The following is a 26,143-nucleotide window of genomic DNA, read 5'->3' on the forward strand; positions in this document are numbered from 1 at the left end:
CAGCATGAATAATTTGTCTTTTGATAGACAAATCGTTAACTTAGAACATCTAAATTCTGATAAAACTAACTGATAATATGGCATTTATAGACTATTATAAAATTCTTGGACTCGAGAAAAATGCATCTGCGGATGATATCAAAAAAGCCTACAGAAAGCTGGCGCGAAAATATCATCCGGATATGAATCCCAACGATAAGGAAGCAGAACAAAAATTCAAGGAAATCAATGAAGCGAATGAGGTTCTGAGCAACCCGGAAAACCGTGCGAAGTATGACAAATATGGTGAAAACTGGAAACACGGGGAAGAGTATGAACGTGCACAGCAACAGCAGAGACAGCAACATTCTGGGAACTACGGTGGATTTTCGGGAGCGGATTTTGGAGAAGGCGAAGATTTTTCTGATTTTTTCCAGTCGATGTTTGGAGGTTCGGGTGGTGGTTTTGGCAGAAGCTCAAGAGGAAGTGCGAGCGGGAAATTCAAAGGTCAGGATATTTCAGCCGAACTGAATCTCGGTTTGAAAGATGCCGCAAAAACACATCAGCACACTTTTGATATCAATGGTAAAAAAGTGAGGATCACAATTCCGGCAGGTATTTATGATGGCCAGCAGATCAAGCTCAAAGGCCACGGAAATCCCGGAATGAATGGCGGACCAAATGGCGACCTTTATATCACATTCAATATTTCGGAAGATAAGGATTTTAAGCGTGAAGGCGATAATTTGAGAACGTCAGTCGACCTAGACCTTTACACAGCTGTTTTAGGCGGCGATGTTAACATCCGGACACTTGACAGTTCGGTTAATCTGAAAGTGAAACCCGAAACTCAAAACGGAACAACTGTAAGGCTGAAAGGCAAAGGTTTTCCGGTTTATAAAAAGGAAGGTGAATCTGGCGACCTGTACGTGACATACAACGTAAAAATCCCGGCCAACCTTACCGATAAACAAAAAGACCTTTTTCAACAACTCAAAAATTCTTAGCAATGAACGAAAGAATCTCCATAGAAGAAATTATCAGGTTATATAAAATAGATCATTCTTTTCTTGACCAGCTCATCGAGTCGGAATTATTGCATCCAGAAACCGATAACCGCGTCCGGTATATCATCTACGAAGAGCTACCTCACCTTGAACGTTTTGCGAATTGGCATTACGACCTTGATATTAATCTTCCGGGCATCGAAATCATCCATAAACTTCTCAATCAACTAGAAGAATTGAGAACAGAAAACAGGCGATTAATCAATGGCTTCCGAGATAGAAATTAAACTCATTAATATTTAATACAAAAAATAATTCGCATTAGTCTCTGATTTGTGTAATTTTGTACTAAACACAAATCACGATGAAAAAAATCGTAATACTGATCATATTAATGATCAGTATATTTGCACACTCGCAACAATGCGGCATCACTGCGACAGATATTTTCGGGAATACTACTGTTGATTTCAATTGTGGGGCCGGCAGACAAAGGACGCTGGAACATATTCCCTAACAGTTATTACAGAAACCTTTGCAGCTATACAGATTATTTTGAGGTGATAGCTAACGAAGTCCCGATTATAGAAAATTTGATAACTTTAGGAACTACTTCTTATCAGGTTATTGCAACCGGTAGTCAAAAAATCCTATACTCTATTGATGATATCAATTGGCAAGAGTCACATATTTTTGAGAATCTAAACCCGGACCTATAACTTTTTATGTTAAGTTTGAAGACTCTGGCTGTAAAGGCAAAACAAAAGATGGACTATCTGTACAGATCACGAATATAATAACACCAAATGGCGACGGGGTCAATGACACATGGGTTTTTAAAGACCTGGGTGTGTTCAAAGATACACCATCTAACTTGAAGATATATGATAGAAATGGCAGACTGATTTTTGAGCAATCTAGCACTGATAAATTTATATGGGACGGAAAATATAATGAAAGAACATTGCCCACTTCAAACTATTGGTATAAAATAACACTTCCTGATAGGATTTTGGATGATTGGATTCTTTTAAAGAACAGGGATTAATATCATCCCAATACATTAAATTTGTAAGATGGAATTATATGATGTTCTTATTGTCGGCGCTGGTCCTATAGGATTAGCCTGCGCTTTGGAAGCTAAAAAAAATAATCTGAAATATATCGTAATTGAAAAAGGAACAGTTGCGAACAGCCTCTACAACTATCCTTTATATATGACTTTTTTCTCAACTGCGGACCGATTGGAAATTGATGAGATTCCCTTCATCACAACCAAACCAAAACCCGGTAGACAAGACGCCTTGGAATATTATCAGGGCATTGCGCGACAAAAGGAAATCAATATACGCACTTACGAAAAGGTTATCAATATTCAGAAATCTGTTTTTTTTCAAGTAGAGACAAGTAAACAGCTTTATTTTGCAAAAAATGTCGTGATTGCAACCGGATTTTATGACATTCCGAATATGATGGATATTCCTGGGGAAGATTTACCAAAGGTTAAACATTATTACACGGAACCTTATCCTTACGCTTTTCAGAACGTAGTAGTTATCGGATCCAGCAATTCTTCTGTAGACGCGGCTTTGGAAATCTATAGAAAAGGAGGCAACGTAACAATGATCATTCGTAATAACGAAATTTCTAAAAGTGTAAAATATTGGGTAAAACCAGATATAGAAAACCGAATCAAAGAAGGAATTATCAGAGCCTTTTTCGGGGCAGAGCTTTTAGAAGTAAAACCTCGTTCAGTTATTTTTAAAACCAATAATGGTGAAACACAGGAAATTGAAAATGATTTTGTCCTAGCAATGACTGGCTATCTTCCTGATTTTAAATTCTTGAAAACTATTGGAATCGATTTGAAAGGCGAATGCCAGAATCCACATTACAATCCCGAAACAATGGAAACCAACGTTGACGGAATTTACCTAGCCGGCGTTGTTTGTGGTGGAAAAGACACGCATCTTTGGTTTATTGAGAACTCCAGAATTCACGCAAAACAAATTATAAAAGATATTATAAAGAAACATTTATAATCCATCAAATTATAGTTTTTTAATAATTAGTTGGTATTCTTTTTGTAACTTATAGACGCAGAAAGAAAAACTATGAACATCAAATTAATTAAAAACACATTTCCTCTATTCATCGCAGTTTCGTTATTTCTGATTCAATGTAAAAAGGACGAATCTGTTCCTTCCTCAGATAAAAATGATAATCCAATTACGGATATTTTGGGAACTGATGACAAAAAAGACAAAGACTCAGTAAAAGAAGAAAAACCCAAAATTCCGGACGTCGTTATCCCAAGAAAAGATTTCGGGTTTTATCCTTGGGTTTATAAAAATACAGACTCAGTTTCGCAAAAAAACAAAAAAGAGTTTACAGGAAAAGCGCTTTACACTATTCTTGCACTCAACCGCCTTGACAGAGCCAATATTGGTGCAGCAGACACCTTGGTCGTTCCTGCAAAAATCGAAGACGATTTCCTAATATATTCGCCGTTTCCAGGACACGTTACAAGTCTTGAAAATGTAAGAAAATTCGTTTTCTTTTCTTATCCGATCCAGGCTTTTGGTGTTTATGAAAACGGAAACCTCATCAAATGGGGACCGACAAGTATGGGTAAAAAAGCAACGCCAACCAAAAAAGGTTTGATGTTTGCCAATTGGAAAAAAGAAGTCGCCATCTCAACCGTAAGCGACGAGTGGAAACTCCGCTGGAATGTCAATGTAGCTAACTTTGATGGCATCGGTTGGCATCAATACGCAATGCCTGGCTATCCGGCCTCCCACTCATGTCTCAGAATGTTGGAAGAAGACGCCAAATGGATGTATACTTGGGTGGACACTTGGATTCTTAACAAAGGTGGAGCAACTACCAGAGCCAAAGGAACACCGCTCATTGTTTACGGTGATTATCCTTGGGGAAAAAGACGACCTTGGAAAAAACTTCTTGACTCTCCGGAAGCTAACAATATATCTGAAGACGAAATGAACAAAATCATCGAACCTCAGCTTGCCGAAATTATGAAAGAACAGGAGAACCTAGACATCGTTCTCCAACAGGTTGAGCAGGAGAAAAAAGCCAAAGCAGATTCTTTAGCTAATATAAAAAACCAACTCTCAGCCAATCTGAATTAAATTTTTCAGGAGCTTAATCCCGCTGGTAATTTATCCTGAGCTTGTCGAAGGGCTATATCTTTTTTGTCATTGCGAACGAAGTGAAGCAATCTGTTGAAACTTTTCCCGCAATGCCAAAAAAGGATGCCGTTCCTATCGGGGCTATGAGATTGTCCTAATAAACACTATCTATCAATAAAATACAAGAAACCCTTCCAAATTTGAACTTTGAAAGGGTTTTATAATTTTAAAATCTAAATAATTCTACAAATTCAGCAAATTATTAAGCCGGAAAAATCTATTAAATCTGCTGGATCTGCGAGAAAATTTTATACAATATTATTCTAAATATTCCCAACCACAGTTTTCACCTGCGCGAATTCTTTAATTGCCAACAAAGACAATTCAACGCCATAACCGGAAGATTTCGCTCCACCGAAAGGAAGTCTTGCATCAGAACTTGTCGATTTATTAATAGAAACAGTTCCCGCTTCCAGATTATCAATAAAAAATTGAGCACGTTTTTTATCTTTTGTCCAAACCGAATTTCCTAATCCAAACGGAATATCATTCGCTAATTTGAGGATTTCTTCATCATCTTTTCCAACCATCAGAATAGCCAAAGGCCCAAATAATTCTTCCTGCAAAATGGTGTTTCCTTCTTTTACCCGAATAATCCCGGGACGAAATTCGTTTTCAGAAATACGTTCCAAAGCAAGAACCACTTCTGCTCCATTCTTCAAAGCTTTTCTATATTGATTTTCCAGTTCATCAGCCAAATCTGGTCTTGCCATTTTACTCAACTTCGTTTCCATTTTAAATGGATCTGCTGGCTGGAAGGAGTTGTATTCTTCAATAAATAAAGGCAGAAAATCCTTTTCAATATTTTCGTGAATAATGAACCTTTTTGCCGCATTACAAATTTGTCCCGTATTAGATAATTTTGCAAGCGGCCCATCTTTTGCCGCTTTCTCAAAATCAGAATCTTCCAAAACGATAAAAGCATCACTTCCACCTAATTCTAAAATTGATTTTTTAATATTTTTTCCTGCAAGAGAAGCAACCTCACTTCCAGCTTTTTCGCTCCCGGTGAGACTTACACCTCTTACCAAAGGGTTTTCCAAAATGTCTTTGATTTCATTGTGCCCGATTTTTAGATTCTGAAAAATATATTTTGGAAAACCAGCTTCTGCAAAAGCCTTTTCAATCTCATCACCACTTCCGAAACAGATAGATGCATGTTTCAATAGAATAACATTCCCTGCAAGAATTGCCGGAACTGAAAACCTCAAAACCTGCCAAAATGGAAAGTTCCAGGGCATTACGCCAAGGATAATTCCCATTGCGTCATAATGAACTTCACTGACATTGAATTCTGTTTCGATTTTCTCAGGTTTCAATACATTTTCTGCATTAGCATAAAACCTGATCATTCCTGCACTTTTTTCTATCTCAGCAATCGATTGAGAAATGGGTTTATGCATTTCTGTTGTTATGATTTTCGCATAAGCTTCTTTGTTTTTATCCAGAACATCTGCCAGTTTCAAAAGTAGCTTTTGTCTTTCTTCAAAAGGAGTTTTTCTCCAATCTTGAAATGATTGATGCGCTGAATTAATATGTTTTGACAAGTCCATTTCTCTTTGATTTTATTAAATATTGGGTTGCATTAATTGTACCAATTTTTGCGAGCCTAAATGTACAAAGTTGAAAATGAAACCCACATTTATTTTTATATTTTTTATAAATTTTTGCAGTAAATTTTATAAATAATGAAATGTAATTTTTGAAAGTATTTTAAAAACAAAGAATTGCCTGCGCCCCGACCTGAGTGGAGCTCTTTTGCTTTTTTCTCAAAAAAGAAAAAAGCGGGAACGGAGGGCGGATAAAGGCGCCCAAAATATTACATTAATTTTTTTTGCTACTTCTGAAAAGTAAAACGGCGTTGAGGAAAATGAGCAGTAAATCCAGTGTCACCCATATACTAAGCTTGATATTATCATATTTGAGTTCGCCGATCTTGTCCGTTGCAATAGCAGATAATTTGAGACTGTTATTGATATAATTTTTCACCTCGATGATTTTGTCCTCATTTTTATTAGGAACTGCAACCTGAGAAAAATAAACCAACTTATCTTTACCGATGTACCCAACCACCCAAAACTCGTTGGATTTCTGCATATTGAGATACTCTATCCTAAAATATTCCGGACGAATCTGGCCAACGTGCTTAGAAAGATATTTGGTTTCTTTTTCTCCGTCCTGAATCCTGATGATATAAAAGTCAATCGGCTGTGGCAAATAGTTGATAACCTGTACCGCCAAAGAGTTTTCTAAAAACTGAGATACGCTTCTCTCTACAAACCAAAATGTGAAATATGCCGCCGCAGAAATGGTAATAATCGTCCTGACAGCTTTATTCCACAGACTCCATTTTCCTGTCCGAAAACCGGAAAGGAAAAGAGCGATGATGAGAAAAATGAGGATTAGGATGATTATCATTGAAACAAAGATAATGGTTTCTTGTTAATTAAAACGAGACATTCCATTCTTTGTAGAATTCATCAAGGAACTGAAGCATAAACTGATGTCTGTGCTCAGCTATTTCCTTAGCTGTTATTGTATTGAGTAAATCTTTGAGAAGCAACAGTTTTTCATAGAAATGATTGATTGTTGTCCCGTTGGATTTTTTGTATTCTTCCTTTGTTTGACTAAGTTTTGGTTCGATATCCGGATGATACATCAGGTTGTTTTTGTAACCTCCGAAATTGAAAGTTCTGGCAATTCCAATGGCTCCGATTGCGTCTAATCTATCCGCATCCTGAACAATTTTCAGTTCCAAAGGCAGATTTGCAGGAGCATCATTTCGGTTTTTGAAGGACATATTTTCTATAATGAAAATGACTTTTTGAATGGTTTCCGAATCAACATTTTGTTCTGTAAGAAAATCGTTGACAATTTTTGAAGCGAGAGTTTCGTCGCCATTATGGAATTTTGGATCAGCAACGTCGTGTAACAACGCAGCCAATTCGATAATCAATTTGTCGCCGCCTTCTTTTTCCTGAATTTTCAGACTGAGCTTCCAGACGCGTTCTATATGAAACCAATCGTGACCAGATTCTGTTCCTTCTAATTTTTGTTTTACTAATTCTATTGTTTTGTTAATTAATTCCATATTTTTTGAACGCAAAGAGCGCTTAGTTTTTATTATAATTATTGAAAATATTTTAAGATTCGCAAAGACGTAAAACTCATCAAAAGAGGAAACTACATTCAGCTTTTTTAATCTTCTGACTTCTAACTTTTAGCTTCCAACCTTTCTAAAATAATATTCCAGAGCTTTTTATTATAACTTCTGAAAAAATTAATATGCCCTATTTCGTTTTTTTCTGATTCTGATGTTTTTATTAATCTATAAGTCGGCTTCAGATTTGGATATGTGTTTTTTAAAAGCGATTTCACGCCTTTTTCTGTGAGCCAAGCATCATCTTCTGCCCTTACTACAAAAACTTTCTGAGCCAGATTTTTAGAGAAATCCTCTGACTTTTCCAGAAGTTTATTTGTTGATTTTTTATTGAGGATCAAAGTTCTCCAATCAAAAGCGCTTCCCGAAGGTAAACTTTCTCCCAAGCCGAACCAATCCGCTGGAAAATAGCCTAATAATTTGGTCGATAACGGTTGTGCAATCCCGAAGCCAATATAAGCTTCAATCTTCGTTTTGAATTTTAGATTTCCTACAAAAGCATTCTGAGTTCCGACAAATATAAATTCCTCAAACATACCTGAATCCTTGTTCATTCCTAAAATCAAAGCACCAACCGAATGTCCCAAACAGAATTTCTGATAATCCGAAAAATTGGTTTTGATATAATTGGTCACAGCTTTGTAATCCTTCGCTCCCCAAATTCTCATCGAAGCTTCGAAACCTTTCATTTTATCAGGTTTTGAAAGTCCAATCCCACGATAATCGTAAGTAATTACAGTAAAACCCTGCTCAGAAAAAAACTGAGCAAATGAGAAATAAATCTGCTGTTTGACACCAGTCGCAGAGTTTATCAATAAAATTTTTCTATTTGGATTTTGAGGTTCAAAAATATGTACAGACAAACTGTAATGATCCTCGGCTCTGATATTAATACTCTTCATTAAAAATGATTTTATAGAATCATTCTATAAAAGTAAAAAATTCACCCTGTTGAAAATTATATTTCGATATGCTGGAAATATTAATTCTGAAAATCGTTAAGATACGGCAAACCTTTCTGAGAACCTCTGTAATCAGCCGCTTTAAGTGCTACATCGTTTCCAAACTGAACACAATCCTCGATAGAATTACCATGAAGCAATGCAATGGAAAATCCCGATGTAAAAGCGTCTCCTAATCCCATATTGTGTGATTGGGTATTTGGATTCTTTCGGAAATATTTCATCTCGGAGCCGTCAAAATAACTGGTACTGTTGGCGCCATCTCTTACAAATAATTTGTTCGGAAGGTGTTTGATGATTTCTTCATGATTACCTTCTCCAAAAATAGTTTCCAGATCTGTACTTTTTGCAACTATAAAGCTTGCATAATCTATAATTTCATCTGACAATCTATTTGCCGGGGCGGCATAAATTCCGATTTTCTTTCCCAGACTTTTTGCTTTTTTGAAAAGATATTCAACAGTTTTCAAAGGAATCTCCAACTGAGTCAAGATCAGATCTGCTGTTAAAAGATATTTTTCAGCTTCGTTAATGTCATTTGGAGACAAATTATAGTTCGCAGCGGGAACAACCGTGATGGCGTTTCCTTCGTCAGATGCGTTCACATAAGCCGTTCCTGTATCTTCGTCCTCGTCTTCTACAACGTAAGCCACATTCACATCTTCATCATCCAGATTTCTAAGAACCTGCTGTCCATACGGGTCCATTCCTACGCGACTTATCAGAGAAGTATGAGCTCCCAAACGTGATGTTGCAATCGCCTGGTTTGCCCCTTTTCCTCCAAGAAAGCTTTTCAGGCTATCTGCCAGAACAGTATTATTTGCAGTCGGTATTTTAGATGTTTTGAGAACCAGGTCGATTGATGAGCTTCCTACAACTACAATCTGTGGTTTTATATTACGTAACTTCATTGGTAATATTAATTGTTTAAAGTCAAAATGAATTGTGATTTATCGTTTCATTTTCTGCTAATGTAACAATTTAATCCATTCCGATTTCTATAAACTCAGAAATTAATTTAACAACCTGATTGTCTTTAGAATACCCAATATATGTTGCATAAAAACCTTCGCCATATCCCGTTTCAAAAGCTACGATATTTTCCTTTTTATCGTTATAAGGTTTCAGAACTGCGAATTGGTCAATTGCCCCTTTTTCATCGAAAAAATGAGAATGGAAAAACTCCTCATAGATTCCCATAAAATCTGCTCCTTTTTTATGGAAAAGCTCCTGTTCGAGATTATTCAGAGCGTTCTGAGCATCTTTGTCCATGAAACTTCCCATTCCGGATTCCACGGGATAACCGAAGATCTCGCCTTCTTTTAGATCCTTCAGATCTTGGTTATCACATAGAGCCATAGTCCAGTTTTCAGCCAATTGATCTTTATCGAAGACAATTTCAGCATAAGCCACACAATTGGATTCTCTTTCTTTATGGATCAAAACCGTAAAATCACCTTTAGGAAACTCTTGGTCGAATGCAGATTTATCAGGCATGATCAAAGCATCACTGGCTACAATCCGTCCTGATGAAATATGAATTTCCCCGACTTCGTAGGTTTCCAATAATGGATTTTCTACGAAGTCTCGGGAGAATAATTTTTTAATATTTTCTATATGGGTCATTACAAACTTTTCAGTTTTTCTTCTAGCAAAGCAATTTTGTCCTGAGCATCTTTTTGTTTTTTGCGCTCCACTTCTACGATCTCTGGTTTTGCATTAGCCACAAATTTTTCGTTCGATAATTTTTTATCAACAGAGATCAAAAAGCCTTTCAGATATTTTAACTCTTCCTCGGTTTTTGCTTTTTCTTCGGCCAAATCTAAGTTTTCACTTAAAGGAATTGAAACTTCAGTAGCTCCAACTAAGAAAGTAAAACTCGGCTTATCAGTTTTTGTTCCGAAATGAATTTCGGAAACATTAGCCAATTTTCTTACAACTGCTTCATTAGGAAATTCTGTAGCATTAGTGAAAATTTCAACCGCTTCTCTTGGCGAAACTCCTTTTGTCTGGCGGTAATTTCTAACGCCTGAAATCAATTCTTCTGAAGTTTCGAAGTTTTTGATGATGTCTTCACTAAAAGAATCTGCTTTTTTCTGTTGAGCGATCACCAAAGCTTCGGCTGTACTTCTTTCGGAAATTGCCTGCCATAATTCCTCCGTCAAGAAAGGCATAAATGGGTGAAGCAACTTCATCAATTCTTCAAAGAACTCAATTGTTTTATTGTAAACATCTTTAGAGATTCCTTCTCCGAAATTTGGTTTAATAGCTTCCAAATACCATCCACAGAAATCGTCCCAAATTAATTTATAGATCAAATGCAAAGCATCAGAAATCCTGAATTTTTCGAATTGGTCATTAATTTCAACAATCGTTTTATTCAATTTGTTTTCAAACCATTCAATAGATTGTTTGTCAGAATCATTCAGAGGTTTGTCTTCGTGATTCCACATATTGATCAATCGGAAAGCGTTCCAGATTTTTGTAGCAAAGTTTCGTCCTTGTAACATCAGATCTTCATCAAATAGCAAATCGTTTCCTGCAGGTGCACTCAACAAACTTCCTACACGAACACCATCGGCACCATATTTTTCAATTAAATCTATAGGATCAGGAGAATTCCCCAATTGTTTAGACATTTTTCGTCTTTGCTTGTCTCTCACAATTCCTGTGAAATAAACATTTTTAAAAGGAACTTTTCCTCTGAACTCCAATCCGGCCATGATCATTCTGGCAACCCAAAAGAAGATAATATCCGGACCAGTCACCAAATCCGAAGTCGGATAATAGTAATTGATGTCTTCATTTTCCGGATTATTCACTCCATCAAAAACCGACATTGGCCACAACCAAGATGAGAACCAAGTATCAAGAGCGTCTTGGTCTTGTTTTAGGTTGTCTGTTGTCAGTTGGTGGTTGTTAGTTTTTTGTTTTGCTAATTCCAATGCATCGCTGATATTCTCTGCAACTACGAAATCGTCTTCGCCTTCACCATAATAATAGGCAGGAATCTGCTGTCCCCACCACAGCTGACGAGAAATATTCCAGTCACGGATGTTTTCCATCCAATGTTTGTAGGTATTTTTGAATTTTTCCGGATAGAATTTTACTTCATCATCCATTACAACATCCAAAGCGGGTTTTGCAATTTCTGACATTTTCAAGAACCACTGTACGGAAACTTTTGGCTCGATAACAGCACCTGTTCTTTCCGAAGTTCCAACTTTATTAACATAATCTTCCGCTTTCAGAAGAAGGTCATTTTTTTCTAATTCCTTAGCAATTTCTTTTCTTACCGTGAATCTTCCCATTCCTTGATAATGCATTCCGTGCTCGTTGAGAACAGCGTCATCATCAAGAGAATCAATGATCGGCAGATTATGTTTTTGACCGATTTCGTAGTCGTTAACATCGTGGGCCGGTGTAATCTTCAATGCACCTGTTCCGAACTCGATGTCAACATATTCGTCTTCGATTATTGGAATTACTCTATTTACAATCGGAACGATCACGTTTTTACCTTTCAAATGAGCATATCTCTCATCATTAGGATTGATACAAACCGCTGTATCTCCGAAGATAGTTTCAGGACGTGTTGTCGCTACGGAAAGAAATTCTTCCGAACCTTCGATCTTATATTTTAGGAAATATAATTTTCCGTTTTGTTCTTTAAAGATCACTTCTTCATCAGAAATATTGGTTTTAGCCTCCGGATCCCAGTTAACAATCCTTGAACCTTTATAGATAAGGCCTTTATTGTACAACTCAACAAAAGATCTGATAACCTGCTGAGACATTTTATCTTCCAAAGTGAATCTTGTTCTGTCCCAATCGCAGGAACAACCCAGCTTTTTCAGCTGTTCAAGGATAGTTCCGCCATATTTATCCGTCCAATCCCAGGCGTGTTTCAAAAACTCCTCACGCGTGATATCGGCTTTGTTAATACCCTCTGATTTTAATTTAGCAACAACTTTCGCTTCTGTCGCTATAGAAGCGTGATCTGTTCCCGGGACCCAACAAGCATTGAAACCTTGCATTCTTGCTCTTCTGACCAATACATCCTGAATCGTATTATTCAACATGTGTCCCATATGAAGAATCCCCGTCACGTTAGGTGGCGGAATTACAATTGTGTAAGGAGGCCTGTTATCTGGTGTTGAATGGAAATATTTGTTTTCTAACCAGAAGTCATACCATTTTTGTTCAGTTTCCTGTGGATTGTATTTGTCTGCAATCTGCATTTTAAAAATTATTTTTGGCTTGTAATCTGCAAAAATAAGATAATGTGAAAAAATTAACATCACATATTTAAATTATTTATAACTTTGTTCTTTAAAATTTAATTAAAACAAAAAAAATATGAAAAAGATTCTTGCAGGATTATTTATGACAGGAGCTATCGCTTTTGCATCTGCTCAAACAATCTCATTTGATAAAACAACTTTCGATTACGGAAATGTAAAAGCCGGTTCTGACGGACATAGATTCTTCACAGTAAAAAATACAGGTGACAAACCTCTTATCATCAGCGAAGTAAAACCTTCTTGCGGATGTACAACTCCAGAATGGAGCAAAGACCCTATCTTACCAGGAAAATCTGCCCAAATCAAGGTTGGGTACAACACCGGTATCAAAGGCGCTTTCAATAAATTGATTGAAGTTTATTCCAACGACCCTGCAAACAACAGATCAGTTCTTTATATCAAAGGAAATGTTGAAGATCTATCAGCTGGTACGGCTGTGACTACAGCAGAAGCTAAACTTACGGCAGCTCCTGTAGCTGAAGCTAAAGCGATTCCTGCGTCTGCTAAAAGAGTTGCAAAGAAAGCTGCTGTTGCTCAAAAAGCAGAAGCTGCTAAATAATAAAAATCTACAAATTTTATAAAACCGTTTCTTTTTAAGAAACGGTTTTTTATTTTTACACTAAATCAAATTCTCATGGGATATAACTTTTCTGATGATTTTCTAATAAAAGAAAATTCAAATTTCGAGATAAAAAAACATAAGACGAGCTATAAAGGAAAAATCAATAAAGATGAAGCGAAAGAGCTTTTGGAGATAGAAAATGAAAAATTACGTGTTCTACAAGAGAAACTTTACGCTGACGGAAGTCAATCTTTGTTGATAATACTACAAGCAATGGATGCTGCCGGAAAAGACAGCTTGATAGAACATGTTTTCGGAGGTGTGAATCCGCAAGGCTGTGAAGTGACCAGCTTCAAAAGTCCAAGCACAAAAGAGTATTCCCACGATTTTCTCTGGAGACACTATGTTGCGCTTCCTGCAAAAGGAAAAATTGGAATTTTCAATCGTTCTCATTACGAAAGTGTTTTGGTATGTAAAGTTCACCCGGAGTATAACCTCAGTGAAAAGGTTTGGAAAGATGTGAAACAATTCGACAAAAAATTCTGGGAAAACCGTTACGAAAGCATCCGGAATTTTGAAAAGCATTTAGCAAATAATGGAACAAAAATCATCAAAATCTTCCTGAATGTTTCCAAAGAGGAACAAAAGCAACGCTTCCTTGACAGAATCAATGAGGATGATAAGAATTGGAAATTTTCTTCTGCCGATATCACCGAAAGAGGATTCTGGGATGATTATCAAAATGCTTATGAAGAAGCAATTAATGAGACTTCTACAGAGTCTGCACCTTGGTTTGTGATTCCCGCCGACCAAAAATGGTTTTCCAGAGTTGCCGCGATCCAGATCATCATTGATAAACTGGAGGAAATGAATCTGCAATATCCAAAACTTTCCGAAAAAGAGAAAATCGGATTAGCAGAATCTAAAGCAAAACTGGAAAGCGAAAAATAATTTCCCTATTACGGAAAACCTCAATTTTACAACCTAAAATTACTTTAAAATTGTAAAAATTAATAAAATCAAATGGAAGTTATTTATGCATTTGTTGGAATGACCACTGGAGTAATTTTGGTTTTTCTTGTGATGAAATCGCTGTATGTAAGCAAGAAAAACATTGACATTCTGAATGAAAAACTCATCCGTTCACAGGAAAACGAGAATCATCACCAACAAAAAATTGATGAACTAAAACTTTCAAATTCTGATTTGACAAAAGAAATTTCGTCAATCCAAAGAAGTAAAGAAGAACTACTTTTCACCAATGCAGAACTGAATGCGCATTACAAAAACTTACAAGACCAACTTGAAAATCAAAAAGAAGAATTTTTGAAAATTCAGGAAACGACCCGTTTGCAATTTGAGAAGACGGCCAATCAAATCTTGGAAGAGAAGTCTGAAAAATTCACGCGACTTAATCAAAATCAACTCAAAAATATTCTAGAACCTTTCCAAGAAAAAATCAATGAGCTGAAAAATACGGTGAATGAAACTTACGACAAAGAAGCCAAAGAACGTTTTTCTCTTGGCGAAAAAGTACGTGAACTGAAAGACCTCAACCAACAGATCTCCGAAGATGCCAAACAATTGACACGCGCTTTGAAAGGTGAAAGTAAAACACAGGGAAATTGGGGAGAAATGATCCTGGAAAGCATTCTGGAAAAATCAGGTTTGAGAAAAAATCAGGAATATTTTCTTGAACATGAATTAAAAGATGAAAACAACAAAGCCATTTTCTCTGAATTTTCCGGCAAGAAAATGCGTCCTGACGCCGTTGTAAAATATCCCGACAACAGAAACGTCATAATTGACAGCAAAGTTTCTCTAACGGCTTTTGTAGAAATGACAGATGAAACTGACCCTGAAATTTTGATAGTAAAACAAAATCAGCATCTTCAGTCAGTGAAAAACCACATCAATCAATTGAATCAAAAAGCTTATGACGATTTTGATAAATCACTGGATTTTGTGATGATGTTCATTCCAAGTGAAGCGGCTTACATCGCTGCTTTGCAAGCCGAGCCGAATCTTTGGAATTTTGCTTATGATAAAAGAATTCTGTTATTAAGTCCGACCAATTTGATTACTTCTCTCAAGTTGATACAAGACCTTTGGAAACGGGAACATCAGAATCGGAATGCGATGGAAATTGCAGACAGAGGCGCAAAGTTGTACGACAAATTTGTTGGTTTTGTTGAAAATATGGAACGTATCGGTAAGAATATTGATCAGGCAAAAAATTCTTACAATGATGCTTTCAAACAGCTAAGTTCGGGCAATGATAATCTGATTACCCAAACTCAGAAATTGAAAAATCTCGGGATTAAGAATAAAAAAAATCTTCCTCAAAGTTTAGGTGAGGAAGATTTGTAGATTAGCGATATGGCTTATTTATCTCATCAATTGTGGCTCTTAATTCACCAATTGTAAACTTTTCCGGATCACATTTGATTTCTGGAATCTGGTGTTGTTTTAGAAAATCGTTTAAATCTCCACAATCTCTCAGTATATTGAACTCTTTATTATCAAGATCTAGAACAATTCCTTTTATATTTCCATTCATCAAATAAGTCATCGGACTTAAGTTCCCCAGTAATGCTTTTGACCACATACCTCTCATATTTTCTTCAAAATAAATAAATCGCCCATAACTTGTAACCTTGCAAAACCGGGAATATTGATCCGGATCATATCCTTTATCTTTCTTATTAGTATATTTTCTATAAGTCTGAAAATACATCTCTCCATTATGAGAAACTGCTAGAGGGATTCTAATTTTTTTATCTTTTTGTTTGAAGTAAAAAAATACTTTATCTGGAGATTCAGAAGAATCTTTTACATCAGATGGTTTAAAATAAACTTCATCTGTTGAGGTTGGTTTTTTATTCAAGACATCCTCCAATGTTTCATAGACACCTTCCGGAAAATCACCTTGGTTTATAGATTGATATTGTTTTTCCTGACCCATTCCTAGATTGAAAATTAAAAAAAAGAATGGTAGAATAATTAGTTTCATATGTTATTAATTTAAGTTTATAAATACCTATTTTTTACTTATTCAAAAGTTTTGCAACTTCCGATGCTGCGTAAGTGAAGATCATATCGGCTCCGGCGCGTTTGATGCTGGTTAAACTTTCTATTAGGACCTTATCGTTGTCCAGCCAGCCGTTTTGTGCAGCCGCTTTCAGCATTGCATATTCTCCACTTACCTGATAAACTGCAATTGGTTGTGTAATCAGTTCACGAATTTTAGAAACTATGTCCAGATAAGGCATTCCAGGTTTTATCATGATGATATCTGCACCTTCTTCTACGTCTTTCAAAGCTTCATCGATTGCTTCGCGAGAATTATGGAAATCCATTTGATATGTTTTTTTGTCTGCAGGAATCTCCTGTGCATCAACCGGTGCACTGTCCAAAGCACTTCTGAAAGGTCCGTAAAAGGCACTCGCATACTTGGCCGCATAAGATAAAATCCCAACATCGGTAAATCCATTCTCTTCCAAACCTTCTCTCATTGCCAAAACACGGCCGTCCATCATATCACTTGGTGCCAAAATGTCAGCTCCTGCTTCTGCCAAAGAAACTCCCATTTTTACGAGCGCGTCAACTGTAGAATCGTTGTCTATTTTTCCGTTTTTGATAATTCCGTCGTGACCATAAATAGAATACGGATCAAGCGCAACATCCGGCATAATGATGACTCCGGGAACTGCATCTTTTATAGCTTTGATGGTAGTTTGCATCAATCCGTTTGGATTCCAGGATTCTTTTCCGGTATTGTCTTTGAGGTTATCGGAAACCTTCATATAAAGATTGACAGCTTTGATACCCAAATCATAATTTTCTTTAACAGTTTGTACCGTTAAATCTAAACTTTGCCTAAAAACCCCTGGCATCGAGGAAATGGCTTCCTTTTTGTTATTTCCTTCCATAACAAACATTGGCAGGACCAAATCGTTTGTTGTAAGGGTTGTTTCACGAACAAGACTTCTGATGGCATCGTTGGTTCTTAGTCTTCTGTTTCTTGAAATCATCTTGATAAAAATTATTTATGCAAATTTAATTATACTTTTACGGATAGACTATTGCATATGAATTTTATTTAAAATATATTTGTTGTAATTGTTTAAGTACAGACTAAAGCGAATGAAAAAACTTCTATTTTTTATTATATTTACGTTAGTTTCAGTTGGATTTTCGGGAGGAATGAAGGCGCAATCTACTCGTGCAATGGCAGGACAAAAGACCGATGACGGTATTTTGGTCGCTTTCCCTAATCCTACCAAGGATGTCCTGATCTTGAAATCAAAAGATAATTTTGCTAAAATCAAAACTGTAACTTTCTTTTCAATTTTGGGAGTTCAGGTGGCAGAATATGCAATCAATAGTAACAATGCCGAGCTAAGACTTGATAAACTTCGTCCTGGAAAGTATCTAATGAGATATACTTTGGATGATAATACTCAAAAAATTGCGCAGATCATCAAGCAATAAAAAATTCAATTTAATATATAATGCCGGTTCATCCGGCATTTTTTATTTATCATCTTTAATTTCTGTAAATTTGCCATAACCTAGAAAATTAAATTATGAGAAAACTGGTCACTTTACTTTTTGTGATTTTCTTTCAGATCTTTAATTCACAATTCAGGAGTTCTCTTTATGATGACAATCAACTGACTGTATCTTTGCGAGGAGGATTGGATTTCCCATCTTACGATAACCAAACCAAATTCATTGATTATAAATATAATCTGAATCTGGGAGCTTCTGTTGATTTCTACTTCAATTGGATAGGTCTGGGAATTGATTTGGATCATCTCAAGAATACTTCTAGAAATACGTATCCGACAGATAATCTATACAATAATACTGCTCCGCTTTCTAATATCAATTTGACCGAGAGTAAAATCAATAGATTGTTTTTTGGGATTGGTCCAAACTTCCGTTATGTGGTTAATGACGATATAAGTTTAGCATTCAAATTAAAAGGTGGAATTTCCAATATCAATGGTGGAGAAACAATTTTGACTTCGGCACCTTATAATCTTAATTACCATAATGGATATGACGAGAAAAACATCCTGACAGGAAAAGGGCAAGTTGAACTGAACTGGTTTTTCTCAGAATATGTGGGGCTGAATATCGGCGGTTATTATATTCAACATTTCAAGGCCAAAGACCTTGTTAAAAATGGAACTGCTTCTGGGCATATCCCTTTTACAGAGTCCGGAAATCAAAATAATATCAATCCAAACAATCCAGATATTAGAAATAGCAGTCTTGATCATAAAATACATTCAGCTGGTGTTTTTGCAGGACTGACATTTAGAATCCCGACCAAAGAAGCAACTCCTAATTACGGCTTATCTGTCATAGCAAAAGACAAAGAAACAGGATTGATCTTGCCTGATACTTTTGTGGAGCTTTTTAAAAATGGGAAAAGAACCCATTTTGCCAAAACCAATTCTCAAGGTGTGGCTTTCTTCAAGAACATCAAGCCTGACAATTACGATATCAAAGGAAGTCTTTATAATATAGACCTGACCTCAGCCAAAACCAATAAAACAGAGTTCATAAAAAACTCTATGCTCAAAAAAGAAATATCAACAGATGCAGAAACCTTCTTTGTGAAAGGTCAGGTGAACATCTGTAACTCAAAAAATCCTTTGAGAGATGTAACTGTTGTTATCAAAAATAATGAAACCGAAGTCTATCATGAAGTAAAAACAGACATCAATGGAAAATTCTATTTCAAGGCAGACAAGAATTCAACTTATAGCATCTATGGTAAAAAAGGAAGTTACTTTTCACAAACGGAATCGGTAACTTCTAAAAATGTTGATAGGACTAATACTTTTTTCCTCAATCTACAAGTTTGTATGGAGGAAACAACTTGTGGAAAGCCAATCAATCTGAAAAATATCCATTACGACCTGGACAAATATTTTATTCGGGAAGATGCGAAAGCAGAACTCAACAAAATGGTTCAGTTCATGAAAGACAATCCAAACGTAAAAGTTGAATTGGCTTCTCATACAGATTCCCGAGCTACCGATGATTATAACAAGACACTTTCCCAGAACCGTGCAAATGCTGCCGTTGATTATCTGGTTTCAAAGGGTATTGATAAATCCAGGCTGAAACCAATTGGTTATGGAGAAACTCAACTGTTGAATAAATGTAGCAATGGTGTAGATTGTACCGAGCAAGAACACCAGACCAATAGAAGAACAGAGATGAAAGTTATTTGTCCTTGATAAAAAACCATTTCTTGTAAACCAAAAATCCAATAGAAACACCTAAAGTATTAAGAATAACATCATCGACGTCCGCAAAACCTCGCTTAAAATAAAACTGAGAAAACTCGATGATATTGATCACAACAAAGAATGTCAACAGGAGCCATCCCAATCTATTGAGTTTGGGATAGAGGATCCCTAGAAAGCCATAAGGAACAAACATAACGATATTCCCAATCATATTAAATGTGAATTCGAAAGGGCGATAGGGCAATACAGTAGTTAAATATCTGATAATTGTTTTAAACGGAACATATTCAATTGTTAAAAAATCTGCCAGATCATCACGGAATGTTGCAAAAAACAGCAAATACAACATAAAAACGGTATAGACATTGATAAGTGCAGGATAAATTCGGTAAAGCAGTTTCTTCATCAAATAGAAAGAATAGATAATTAATAAAAATTTAAGTAAAAATATTTAAAATAATGCACACATACAAAGTAAAAGCCTACGGAACAGACGCTCCAGAGAATGATTTGGAACTCTTCACCATAGAAAGAAGAGAAGTACAACCAAAAGACATCGAGATCGACATCTATTACTGTGGCGTTTGCCACTCAGACCTCCATACGGCAAGGAATGATTGGGGCGGTTCAGTTTATCCTGTTGTTCCTGGTCACGAAATTGTAGGAAAAGTTCTTCAGGTTGGTTCTGATGTTACCAAATTCAAAGTCGGAGACTTGGTTGCCGTGGGTTGTATGGTAGATTCTTGCAGAATTTGCCACAGTTGCGAGCAAGACCTGGAACAGTTCTGCGAAAAAGGATTCACAGGAACTTATAACGGGAAAGATAAATATATTGAAAACACGAGAACATTCGGTGGTTATGCAGAATCTGTTGTAGTTGACGAGCATTTTGTTTTGAGTCTTCCTGAAAATCTGGATATGGCCGCTGCTGCACCACTTCTTTGCGCAGGAATCACGACCTGGTCGCCTTTGAAGCATTGGAATGTGACGGAGAAATCGAAAGTTGCTGTAGTTGGTCTTGGCGGATTAGGTCACATGGCAATTAAGCTAGCAAAAGGTTTAGGTGCTGAAGTGTCCTTGTTCTCCAGAACGCCGGGAAAAACTGAGGATGCGAAAGCTCTAGGCGCAGACCATGTGATTATTTCTACAGATGAGGAATCGATGAAATCGGTTTTCAACAAGTTTGATCTGATCATCGATACGGTTCCTTATGAGCACGACATCAATCCTTATATGAATACCCTGAGTGTGAACGGAACTTTGGTTTTAGTTGGCTTCATTGGAGAATTCGAGAATGATGCGGTGAGCACACGACCAATGATCTACAAAAGACGTTCGGTTGCGGGCTCATTGATTGGTGGAATCAAAGAAACTCAGGAAATGCTGGATTTCTGTGGTGAGAAGAACATTGTTTCCGACATCGAAATTATCAACATCCAGGACATCAATGATGCTTACGAAAGAATGCTGAAAAGTGATGTGAAATACAGATTCGTTATTGATATGAAAAGTTTGAAGAATTAATTTTAATTCAAATAAAAAACAATGAAAAATAGAGAACACCATTAGATGTTCTCTATTTTATTTTGAAGCTTCATCAGAATAATTTGAGATAAGACCAAGGTGTTTTTCAAAAAACCTACGTGTGTTATATCAAAAAAGACACGAACGTTTTGAGGCACCCTTGCGAACACCCCATTCATCGGGCTTGCAGAAGGTCTTTTTTAGCTTTCAAAAAGGTAAAATTATAGCAAAGTCTCGCAAAAAAAGAGGGCACAAAGTAGTATCCTCTTTCTCAGTTTTTAATAAATTTGATTTATCGTTATTAGTTTTCTTCTAATTACCAAAAACTATATTATTGTTTTGTTAATGAAAGAATACAGCATCAAGAAGACATTTGATCCTAAAATAAAAAAATCCCGACTCTTCTGATGAATCGGGATCTGTGTATGTTAAGAGAAATATCTTAAGCCTGAACGTTGTTACCTCCTAATACGAAAGGCTCAACTTCTTTGATCTCACCAAACTGCTGCTCATAGTTAGCAACATTTTGCTGAAGTGCAGCTAAAACTCTCTTCGCATGAAGAGGTGCTACGATAACTCTAGATCTTACTTTTGCTTGTTGTACACCTGGCATCAATTGGATAAAATCCAATACGAATTCTGATGGAGAGTGATTTACTAAAGCTAGGTTCACATAAACTCCTGCTGCTACAACTTCATTAAGTTCGATGTTGATGTTGTTTGGATCTTGGTTTTGATTATTGTCCATTTTTTGTTTTAAATTATTTTGTTAAAATTATAGATTACGAATATAAATCATTTCTAATTTAAATCCATAATCTATAATATCTTTTTTAGTTAATATCTTCGAATTCTTTTCTAGAACCCACGATTACATTCTGATAGTCTTTAAGACCTGTACCTGCTGGGATTCTGTGTCCTACGATCACATTTTCCTTCAGACCGCTCAAGAAATCGATTTTTCCGGAAACAGCTGCTTCATTAAGAACTTTGGTTGTTTCCTGGAACGACGCTGCAGACATGAATGACTTGGTCTGTAACGCTGCTCTTGTGATACCTTGTAATACAGGAGTTGCAGTTGCAGGAAGCGCTTCTCTCACTTGTACCAGGGCTTGATCTTCTCTCTTAAGTTTCGAGTTCTCATCTCTAAGCTCTCTTGCAGTGATCATTTGTCCAGCCTGGAATACTTTAGAATCTCCCGGCTCTGTAACAACCTTCAGTCCAAAAACTCTGTTGTTTTCTTCCAAGAAATCGAATTTGTGTTCCAAAGCTCCCTCTAGGAACTGAGTATCTCCTCCATCCACAATCGATACTTTTGTCATCATCTGACGAACAATAATCTCGAAGTGTTTGTCATCGATCTTCACCCCTTGAAGACGGTAAACCTCCTGGATCTCATTTACCAGATATTCCTGAACCGCAGTTGGACCTTTGATTCTTAAGATATCATCCGGCGTGATAGAACCATCAGAAAGTGGACCCCCAGCATAAACGAAGTCATTTTCCTGAACAAGAATCTGGTTAGATAATTTAACCAAATATTTCTTAATCTCTCCAGTTTTAGCTTCCACGATCAATTCACGGTTACCTCTCTTGATCTTACCGTAAGAAACTACACCATCGATCTCTGTAACTACAGCTGGGTTAGATGGATTTCTAGCTTCGAACAATTCGGTAACTCTTGGAAGACCTCCGGTAATATCCCCTGCTTTTGCAGATTTTCTCGGGATTTTGATAAGGACTTTACCAGCCTTGATCTTTTCACCATCGTTCACCATCAAGTGGGCTCCAACAGGTAAGTTATATGCTTTTTGCTCTACGCCTTTTGCATCTACAACCTTTAATGTTGGTACCGCTTTTTTATTTCTAGATTCTGAGATAACTTTCTCTTCGAAACCTGTCTGCTCATCAATCTCCAATACGAAAGAAATACCTTGGATAATATCCTCATACTCTACCTTACCAGAAGTTTCTGCAATGATAACCGCGTTATACGCATCCCATTTCGCAATCAGGTCTCCTTTTTTAACCTTGTCTCCTGGTTTTACAAATAACTCGGAACCATAAGGAACGTTGGCGATCATAATTGGCGTTCTAGCTTCGTTATCTGCCACTAATCTAAATTCTGTTGAACGAGAAACAACGATATCTGTTTCCTTTCCGTCTTCACCTTCAGATTTAATAGTTCTAACCTCATCCATCTCAACAATACCATCACGTTTTGCAACGATACTTGGATTTTCTGAAATGTTACCCGCAGTACCCCCTTGGTGGAAAGTTCTCAGTGTCAACTGAGTTCCCGGCTCACCAATAGATTGTGCTGCAATTACACCTACAGCCTCTCCCATATGGATTCCTTTACCTGTGGCAAGGTTACGTCCGTAGCATTTTGCACAGATACCTTTTTTGGATTCACAAGTTAGTGGAGAACGAACTTCTACAGCCTCGATTCCAGCTTCCTCGATCTTCTTGGCAACAGCTTCTACGATCAGTTCATCAGCATTGGCCAATAACTCATCTGTTTCCGGATGGTAGATATCATGAAGAGAAACTCTACCAAGAATTCTGTCAGAGATTCTTTCTACAATCTCGTCATTTTTCTTAAGTGCAGTAACTTCTGTACCTCTCAATGTTCCACAGTCATCTTGTGTAATGATAACATCCTGTGCAACATCTACCAATCTTCTGGTCAAGTAACCAGCATCGGCCGTTTTAAGGGCGGTATCCGCAAGACCTTTACGAGCACCGTGGGTAGAGATAAAGTATTCTAAGATGGAAAGACCTTCTTTAAAGTTCGCAAGAATCGGGTTTTCGATGATCTCTGCTCCAACAGAACCTGCTTTTTGTGGTTTTGCCATCAAACCTCTCATCCCTGATAACTGACGGATCTGTTCCTTAGAACCCCTCGCTCCAGAATCAAGCATCATATACACAGAGTTGAAACCACCTTGGTCAGTTTTCATTCTGCTCATGATCATTTCTGTCAATCCGGCATTGGTATTGGTCCAAACGTCAATTACCTGGTTATAACGCTCCGTATCTGTAATAAGACCCATGTTATAGTTAGCTTTGATCTCATCAACCGTTTCGATAGATTGTGCAATCATTGCTTTTTTCTCAACCGGAATCACAATATCTCCTAATGAGAATGAAAGACCTCCTTTGAATGCGTTAGCATATCCAAGATTCTTCATGTCATCCAAGAACTTAACAGTCGTAGGGAAATCTGTATCTTCTAAGATCTGACCAATTACGTTTCTAAGAGATTTCTTAGTCAATAACTCATCGATATAACCTGATTCTTTTGGTACAATCTGGTTGAACAAAATTCTACCAACCGTTGTATTCAACAATTTGGTTACGATTCCTCCATTTTCTTTTACAGGAAGACGACATCTTACTTTTGCATTAAGGGAAACTTGTCCTTCTGCATAAGCGATCTCCACTTCTTCCGGAGAGTAGAAAGCCAGACCTTCGCCTTTTACTTTCATTGTCTCTGTAGAATCCAGCTGTTTGGTCATGAAATACAGACCCAAAACCATGTCCTGAGATGGTACCGTGATTGGAGAACCATTTGCAGGGTTAAGGATATTCTGAGAACCTAGCATCAATAACTGAGCTTCCAAAATAGCTTCTGGACCTAATGGCAAGTGTACCGCCATCTGGTCACCATCGAAATCGGCGTTGAAAGCCGTTGTTACCAATGGGTGAAGCTGGATTGCCTTACCTTCGATCATCTTAGGCTGGAATGCCTGGATACCCAGCCTGTGCAAAGTAGGCGCTCTGTTCAAAAGAACAGGATGACCTTTCATCACACCTTCCAGGATATCATAAACTACAGGCTCTTTTCTATCGATGATCCTTTTAGCTGATTTTACAGTTTTTACAATTCCTCTCTCAATTAGCTTTCTAATGATAAACGGTTTGTAAAGCTCCGCAGCCATATCTTTCGGAAGACCACACTCGTGCAATTGTAAGCTAGGACCTACAACAATAACTGAACGGGCTGAGTAATCTACCCTTTTCCCTAATAAGTTCTGACGGAAACGACCTTGCTTACCTTTCAATGAATCAGAAAGGGATTTCAATGGTCTGTTTGATTCCGACTTAACCGCAGAAGATTTTCTTGTATTATCGAATAATGAATCTACAGATTCCTGAAGCATACGCTTCTCATTTCTCAAGATCACTTCCGGAGCTTTGATCTCCAATAGTCTCTTCAGACGGTTGTTTCTGATAATAACTCTTCTGTAAAGATCATTAAGGTCGGAAGTTGCAAAACGTCCTCCATCCAATGGAACCAATGGTCTTAGTTCTGGTGGTATGATAGGAAGAACACGCATGATCATCCATTCCGGCTTGTTGATCATTCTTGTATTAGCAGCTCTAAGCGCTTCTACAACATTTAATCTCTTAAGCGCTTCCGTTCTTCTTTGTTTAGAAGATTCGTTGTGAGCTTTGTGTCTAAGATCGAATGATAGAGAATCAAGGTCGATTCTCTTCAACAATTCTTCAACAGCTTCTGCTCCCATTTTCGCTACGAATTTGTTCGGGTCAGAGTCATCAAGATATTGGTTCTCAACAGGAAGCGTTTCCAGAACATCCAGATATTCTTCTTCTGTAAGGAATTCCTTATCATCGAAATCTGAGCCATCTGCTTTCTTAGCGATACCTTGCTGAATAACGACATATCTCTCGTAATAGATGATCATATCCAATTTCTTGGAAGGAATACCTAATAGATAACCAATTTTGTTTGGTAAAGAACGGAAATACCAGATGTGCGCAACAGGAACAACCAGACCAATGTGTCCGATTCTCTCTCTACGTACTTTTTTCTCTGTAACTTCTACACCACATCTATCACAAACAATCCCTTTGTAACGGATTCTTTTGTATTTTCCACAAGCGCACTCGTAGTCTTTTACAGGACCAAAGATCTTCTCGCAGAACAAACCGTCTCTTTCTGGCTTGTGCGTACGATAGTTGATCGTTTCCGGTTTAAGAACTTCTCCTCTCGATTCCTGAAGAATAGATTCTGGTGAAGCTAAACCAATAGTGATTTTATTAAATCGACTAGTTTTATTTTTATTTGACATTTGTTAGAATTTAAATTTTAGAGTTTAGATTTTAGATTAATGCTTTGAATTGTGACATTCAAAAT

24 protein-coding genes are annotated in these 26,143 nt (G+C 36.9%); 12 read left to right on the plus strand and 12 right to left on the minus strand.

Annotated features, from left to right (window positions below):
• Positions 1–77 precede the first annotated feature (77 nt).
• The 6 genes from RTX21_RS02480 (at position 78) to RTX21_RS02505 (ending at position 4,135) form a co-directional block, all read left to right on the plus strand.
• On the plus strand, positions 78–986 hold the full coding sequence (locus RTX21_RS02480; RefSeq protein ID WP_312765139.1) for a DnaJ C-terminal domain-containing protein: 909 nt from the start codon (positions 78–80) through the stop codon (positions 984–986).
• 2 nt (positions 987–988) lie between these two features.
• Positions 989–1,273: a chaperone modulator CbpM gene (locus RTX21_RS02485; protein WP_312765140.1), complete on the plus strand. Its 285-nt coding sequence runs from the start codon at positions 989–991 to the stop codon at positions 1,271–1,273.
• 177 nt (positions 1,274–1,450) lie between these two features.
• On the plus strand, positions 1,451–1,705 hold the full coding sequence (locus RTX21_RS02490) for a hypothetical protein (protein ID WP_312765141.1): 255 nt from the start codon (positions 1,451–1,453) through the stop codon (positions 1,703–1,705).
• Between the two features lie 74 nt (positions 1,706–1,779).
• A complete protein-coding gene (locus RTX21_RS02495) occupies positions 1,780–2,034 on the plus strand; it encodes a T9SS type B sorting domain-containing protein (RefSeq protein ID WP_409414968.1) in 255 nt (84 codons plus the stop codon).
• Between the two features lie 28 nt (positions 2,035–2,062).
• On the plus strand, positions 2,063–3,028 hold the full coding sequence (locus RTX21_RS02500; protein WP_312765142.1) for a YpdA family putative bacillithiol disulfide reductase: 966 nt from the start codon (positions 2,063–2,065) through the stop codon (positions 3,026–3,028).
• A gap of 72 nt (positions 3,029–3,100) precedes the next feature.
• Positions 3,101–4,135 carry a L,D-transpeptidase gene (locus RTX21_RS02505; protein ID WP_312765143.1) on the plus strand — a complete coding sequence of 345 codons (1,035 nt, stop codon included), beginning with the start codon at positions 3,101–3,103 and terminating at the stop codon, positions 4,133–4,135.
• A 323-nt stretch (positions 4,136–4,458) separates the two neighbouring features.
• Here the strand turns inward: RTX21_RS02505 and RTX21_RS02510 are convergent, their stop codons facing one another.
• The 7 genes from RTX21_RS02510 to RTX21_RS02540 form a co-directional block, all read right to left on the minus strand.
• Positions 4,459–5,748, minus strand: coding sequence for an aldehyde dehydrogenase family protein (locus RTX21_RS02510; protein WP_312765144.1), 1,290 nt, complete (start codon positions 5,746–5,748; stop codon positions 4,459–4,461).
• A 271-nt stretch (positions 5,749–6,019) separates the two neighbouring features.
• Positions 6,020–6,613, minus strand: a complete 594-nt coding sequence (locus RTX21_RS02515; RefSeq protein ID WP_312765145.1) for a hypothetical protein — start codon at positions 6,611–6,613, stop codon at positions 6,020–6,022.
• Between the two features lie 28 nt (positions 6,614–6,641).
• Positions 6,642–7,286 (minus strand): HD domain-containing protein, encoded by a 645-nt coding sequence (locus RTX21_RS02520; protein ID WP_312765146.1) that lies wholly within the window; start codon positions 7,284–7,286, stop codon positions 6,642–6,644.
• Positions 7,287–7,408: 122 nt separating this feature from the next.
• Positions 7,409–8,257, minus strand: a complete 849-nt coding sequence (locus RTX21_RS02525) for a serine aminopeptidase domain-containing protein (RefSeq protein ID WP_312765147.1) — start codon at positions 8,255–8,257, stop codon at positions 7,409–7,411.
• A gap of 80 nt (positions 8,258–8,337) precedes the next feature.
• Entirely contained in the window at positions 8,338–9,228 is an 891-nt protein-coding gene (locus tag RTX21_RS02530; protein ID WP_312765148.1) for a PfkB family carbohydrate kinase, read from the minus strand.
• 70 nt (positions 9,229–9,298) lie between these two features.
• Entirely contained in the window at positions 9,299–9,943 is a 645-nt protein-coding gene (locus RTX21_RS02535) for a DUF4241 domain-containing protein (RefSeq protein ID WP_312765149.1), read from the minus strand.
• The gene (locus tag RTX21_RS02540) at positions 9,943–12,558 is read right to left on the minus strand and encodes a valine--tRNA ligase (protein WP_312765150.1); all 2,616 of its coding nucleotides are present in this window, start codon (positions 12,556–12,558) and stop codon (positions 9,943–9,945) included. Before RTX21_RS02540 ends, RTX21_RS02535 begins: the two co-directional genes overlap by 1 nt.
• Positions 12,559–12,676: 118 nt before the next feature.
• Between RTX21_RS02540 and RTX21_RS02545 the strand changes: the two genes are divergently transcribed.
• From RTX21_RS02545 to RTX21_RS02555, 3 genes are all read left to right on the plus strand, one after another.
• Positions 12,677–13,180, plus strand: a complete 504-nt coding sequence (locus RTX21_RS02545) for a DUF1573 domain-containing protein (RefSeq protein WP_409414964.1) — start codon at positions 12,677–12,679, stop codon at positions 13,178–13,180.
• A gap of 75 nt (positions 13,181–13,255) precedes the next feature.
• Positions 13,256–14,134 carry a polyphosphate kinase 2 family protein gene (locus tag RTX21_RS02550; RefSeq protein ID WP_312765151.1) on the plus strand — a complete coding sequence of 293 codons (879 nt, stop codon included), beginning with the start codon at positions 13,256–13,258 and terminating at the stop codon, positions 14,132–14,134.
• Between the two features lie 72 nt (positions 14,135–14,206).
• The gene (locus RTX21_RS02555; RefSeq protein ID WP_312765152.1) at positions 14,207–15,553 is read left to right on the plus strand and encodes a DNA recombination protein RmuC; all 1,347 of its coding nucleotides are present in this window, start codon (positions 14,207–14,209) and stop codon (positions 15,551–15,553) included.
• 1 nt (position 15,554) lies between these two features.
• Here RTX21_RS02555 and RTX21_RS02560 read toward each other — a convergent pair whose 3' ends face one another.
• Both RTX21_RS02560 and hemB read right to left on the minus strand, forming a co-directional pair.
• Positions 15,555–16,196: a hypothetical protein gene (locus RTX21_RS02560; RefSeq protein ID WP_312765153.1), complete on the minus strand. Its 642-nt coding sequence runs from the start codon at positions 16,194–16,196 to the stop codon at positions 15,555–15,557.
• 34 nt (positions 16,197–16,230) lie between these two features.
• The gene (gene hemB / locus RTX21_RS02565) at positions 16,231–17,217 is read right to left on the minus strand and encodes a porphobilinogen synthase (protein ID WP_409414965.1); all 987 of its coding nucleotides are present in this window, start codon (positions 17,215–17,217) and stop codon (positions 16,231–16,233) included.
• 112 nt (positions 17,218–17,329) lie between these two features.
• Here hemB and RTX21_RS02570 point away from each other — a divergent pair, with 112 nt between their 5' ends.
• Positions 17,330–17,677, plus strand: a complete 348-nt coding sequence (locus RTX21_RS02570) for a T9SS type A sorting domain-containing protein (protein WP_312765154.1) — start codon at positions 17,330–17,332, stop codon at positions 17,675–17,677.
• Positions 17,678–17,772: 95 nt separating this feature from the next.
• On the plus strand, positions 17,773–19,443 hold the full coding sequence (locus RTX21_RS02575) for an OmpA family protein (protein ID WP_312765155.1): 1,671 nt from the start codon (positions 17,773–17,775) through the stop codon (positions 19,441–19,443).
• Here RTX21_RS02575 and RTX21_RS02580 read toward each other — a convergent pair.
• The gene (locus tag RTX21_RS02580; RefSeq protein ID WP_312765156.1) at positions 19,430–19,861 is read right to left on the minus strand and encodes a VanZ family protein; all 432 of its coding nucleotides are present in this window, start codon (positions 19,859–19,861) and stop codon (positions 19,430–19,432) included. The genes RTX21_RS02575 and RTX21_RS02580 overlap by 14 nt on opposite strands.
• A gap of 53 nt (positions 19,862–19,914) precedes the next feature.
• Between RTX21_RS02580 and RTX21_RS02585 the strand changes: the two genes are divergently transcribed.
• Positions 19,915–20,979 (plus strand): NAD(P)-dependent alcohol dehydrogenase, encoded by a 1,065-nt coding sequence (locus tag RTX21_RS02585; protein WP_312765157.1) that lies wholly within the window; start codon positions 19,915–19,917, stop codon positions 20,977–20,979.
• 442 nt (positions 20,980–21,421) lie between these two features.
• On the opposite strand, the gene RTX21_RS02590 is transcribed toward RTX21_RS02585, so the two are convergent.
• Positions 21,422–21,727, minus strand: coding sequence for a DUF3467 domain-containing protein (locus RTX21_RS02590; protein ID WP_027384121.1), 306 nt, complete (start codon positions 21,725–21,727; stop codon positions 21,422–21,424).
• An 85-nt stretch (positions 21,728–21,812) separates the two neighbouring features.
• Complete coding sequence (gene rpoC / locus RTX21_RS02595) at positions 21,813–26,078, minus strand: DNA-directed RNA polymerase subunit beta' (RefSeq protein ID WP_312765158.1); 4,266 nt, start codon at positions 26,076–26,078, stop codon at positions 21,813–21,815.
• Between the last annotated feature and the right edge of the window lie 65 nt (positions 26,079–26,143).

Origin of the sequence: Epilithonimonas sp., assembly GCF_032054305.1 — a bacterium.
In the GTDB taxonomy this organism is placed as follows: Bacteria; Bacteroidota; Bacteroidia; order Flavobacteriales; family Weeksellaceae; genus Epilithonimonas.

What these genes read in the sequence shown, in the direction of transcription:
- RTX21_RS02480 (WP_312765139.1), top strand. Translation starts at nt 78, where the DNA reads ATGGCATTTATAGACTATTATAAAATTCTTGGACTCGAGAAAAATGCA.
- RTX21_RS02485 (WP_312765140.1), top strand. Translation starts at nt 989, where the DNA reads ATGAACGAAAGAATCTCCATAGAAGAAATTATCAGGTTATATAAAATA.
- RTX21_RS02500 (WP_312765142.1), top strand. Translation starts at nt 2,063, where the DNA reads ATGGAATTATATGATGTTCTTATTGTCGGCGCTGGTCCTATAGGATTA.
- RTX21_RS02505 (WP_312765143.1), top strand. Translation starts at nt 3,101, where the DNA reads ATGAACATCAAATTAATTAAAAACACATTTCCTCTATTCATCGCAGTT.
- RTX21_RS02510 (WP_312765144.1), bottom strand. Translation starts at nt 5,748, where the DNA reads ATGGACTTGTCAAAACATATTAATTCAGCGCATCAATCATTTCAAGAT.
- RTX21_RS02515 (WP_312765145.1), bottom strand. Translation starts at nt 6,613, where the DNA reads ATGATAATCATCCTAATCCTCATTTTTCTCATCATCGCTCTTTTCCTT.
- RTX21_RS02520 (WP_312765146.1), bottom strand. Translation starts at nt 7,286, where the DNA reads ATGGAATTAATTAACAAAACAATAGAATTAGTAAAACAAAAATTAGAA.
- RTX21_RS02525 (WP_312765147.1), bottom strand. Translation starts at nt 8,257, where the DNA reads ATGAAGAGTATTAATATCAGAGCCGAGGATCATTACAGTTTGTCTGTA.
- RTX21_RS02530 (WP_312765148.1), bottom strand. Translation starts at nt 9,228, where the DNA reads ATGAAGTTACGTAATATAAAACCACAGATTGTAGTTGTAGGAAGCTCA.
- RTX21_RS02535 (WP_312765149.1), bottom strand. Translation starts at nt 9,943, where the DNA reads ATGACCCATATAGAAAATATTAAAAAATTATTCTCCCGAGACTTCGTA.
- RTX21_RS02540 (WP_312765150.1), bottom strand. Translation starts at nt 12,558, where the DNA reads ATGCAGATTGCAGACAAATACAATCCACAGGAAACTGAACAAAAATGG.
- RTX21_RS02545 (WP_409414964.1), top strand. Translation starts at nt 12,677, where the DNA reads ATGAAAAAGATTCTTGCAGGATTATTTATGACAGGAGCTATCGCTTTT.
- RTX21_RS02550 (WP_312765151.1), top strand. Translation starts at nt 13,256, where the DNA reads ATGGGATATAACTTTTCTGATGATTTTCTAATAAAAGAAAATTCAAAT.
- RTX21_RS02555 (WP_312765152.1), top strand. Translation starts at nt 14,207, where the DNA reads ATGGAAGTTATTTATGCATTTGTTGGAATGACCACTGGAGTAATTTTG.
- RTX21_RS02560 (WP_312765153.1), bottom strand. Translation starts at nt 16,196, where the DNA reads ATGAAACTAATTATTCTACCATTCTTTTTTTTAATTTTCAATCTAGGA.
- hemB (WP_409414965.1), bottom strand. Translation starts at nt 17,217, where the DNA reads ATGATTTCAAGAAACAGAAGACTAAGAACCAACGATGCCATCAGAAGT.
- RTX21_RS02570 (WP_312765154.1), top strand. Translation starts at nt 17,330, where the DNA reads ATGAAAAAACTTCTATTTTTTATTATATTTACGTTAGTTTCAGTTGGA.
- RTX21_RS02575 (WP_312765155.1), top strand. Translation starts at nt 17,773, where the DNA reads ATGAGAAAACTGGTCACTTTACTTTTTGTGATTTTCTTTCAGATCTTT.
- RTX21_RS02580 (WP_312765156.1), bottom strand. Translation starts at nt 19,861, where the DNA reads ATGAAGAAACTGCTTTACCGAATTTATCCTGCACTTATCAATGTCTAT.
- RTX21_RS02585 (WP_312765157.1), top strand. Translation starts at nt 19,915, where the DNA reads ATGCACACATACAAAGTAAAAGCCTACGGAACAGACGCTCCAGAGAAT.
- RTX21_RS02590 (WP_027384121.1), bottom strand. Translation starts at nt 21,727, where the DNA reads ATGGACAATAATCAAAACCAAGATCCAAACAACATCAACATCGAACTT.
- rpoC (WP_312765158.1), bottom strand. Translation starts at nt 26,078, where the DNA reads ATGTCAAATAAAAATAAAACTAGTCGATTTAATAAAATCACTATTGGT.